Origin of the sequence: Bradyrhizobium sp. SZCCHNR1051 (genome assembly GCF_032489615.1) — a bacterium.
Taxonomy (GTDB): Bacteria; Pseudomonadota; Alphaproteobacteria; order Rhizobiales; family Xanthobacteraceae; genus Bradyrhizobium.
Genome location: NZ_JAUEYJ010000062.1, coordinates 1 through 1,328, shown reverse-complemented (window position 1 = coordinate 1,328; position 1,328 = coordinate 1). Strand labels below are relative to the sequence as shown.

Annotated in this window: 1 protein-coding gene; it reads left to right on the top strand. The window is 62.2% G+C overall.

Annotated elements, in window-relative coordinates; all coding sequences use genetic code 11:
* Positions 1-200: 200 nt before the first annotated feature.
* Complete coding sequence (locus QW868_RS33495; protein ID WP_316232573.1) at positions 201-1,166, top strand: IS110 family transposase; 966 nt, start codon at positions 201-203, stop codon at positions 1,164-1,166.
* The last annotated feature ends 162 nt before the right edge of the window (positions 1,167-1,328 follow it).

Here is a 1,328-nt window from a genome sequence, read left to right as displayed (position 1 = left end):
TACGCCCCTTGTGTACGCCAGATCTGCCAGAATGCGCGAACGGGCGGTTCTCGCAAAACCGCCCGTCGCTGGATCTGAGCCCGGTACGCCCCAAACGCGGCAGAGCCTGTATCAGAGCGAGGGACAGCTCCGGTGATCTTCCTCAACCCGAACAGTTGCAAGGGCTTCGAGCCCATACAAGGCAAGGAAGGGAGTGGATGATGACACAGATCGCAAATGGTGTCGCTGGTATCGATGTGGCCAAGGACAAGGTGGACGGCTGCATTCGGAAACTCGGAGTACGGCAGATATTCCCGAGCAGTTCGCTTGGGCATCGCCAGCTGGTGGCCTTGCTTCGCAAGCACAAGGTGACCAAGGCCGTCATGGAGGCCAGCGGCGGCTATGAGCGCGAATGGGCCAAGGCGCTGCGCGAGGCCGGGATAGAGGTGCGGATCGTTGATCCCAAACGGGTTCGCAGCTTCGCCTTGTCGGCGGGTCGACTGGCGAAGAACGACACGATCGACGCAGAGATGATCGCCTGGTTCGCCGAGACGTTCGACGAGGCACCGAGCCAGACCTACGATGCTGCACGCGAGGAACTGGCGGGGCTGGTGAAAGCGCGCAAGCATCTGATGGATTTGAAAACCCGTTTGCAGAACCAGACCGAGCATGTTGTGCCGGGATTGGCGCAGAAGGCCCATTCCCAGGTGTTGAAGACGCTCGCGGCTCAGATTGCGAAGCTCGAGGCTGCGATCTTCGCCATGGTCAAGGCGACGCCGGAATTTGCCGAGCGCGCCGAGATCATTGAAAGTGTGCCGGGGCTTGCCGTCATGACCTCCGCGCTCCTCATCGCAGGAGCGCCGGAGCTCGGCAAGGTGAGTGACAGGATCGCCGCTGCCCTGATCGGTGTTGCCCCTTACGACGACGACAGCGGCAGGCGCCGAGGCGAGCGCCACATCAAGGGAGGTCGGCGCTGGGTGAGAAACGGCCTGTTCCTTCCCTGCCTCGGGGCAGCGACGCAGCATAATCCGGTGCTTAAGACCTACTATGAACGCCTCATCGCCAAGGGCAAAGAGCCGAAAGTTGCCCTCATCGCCTGTATGCGCAAGCTGATCATCATCCTGAACACGATGATCGCCCGCGGCGAAAAATGGAATCCCAAGCAGCCGCGCGTTGCGATGAACTGATCGAGCGCCACACTGCGCTCGGTCCACGACCGAGTGCATGCCAAGCCAACAGGACGGCGAGCGGACGGGGTCAAGGCCTTCAGCCGCCGAAGGCGGGGGCGCGTCTCGCGCCAGCCTTGAGGCCGGCCGTTCGCCGGCCTACCTCAACAGCACAGTTGCTCT

Excerpts from the sequence above, each read along its gene's own strand:
- QW868_RS33495 (WP_316232573.1), top strand. The coding sequence starts at position 201 with ATGACACAGATCGCAAATGGTGTCGCTGGTATCGATGTGGCCAAGGAC.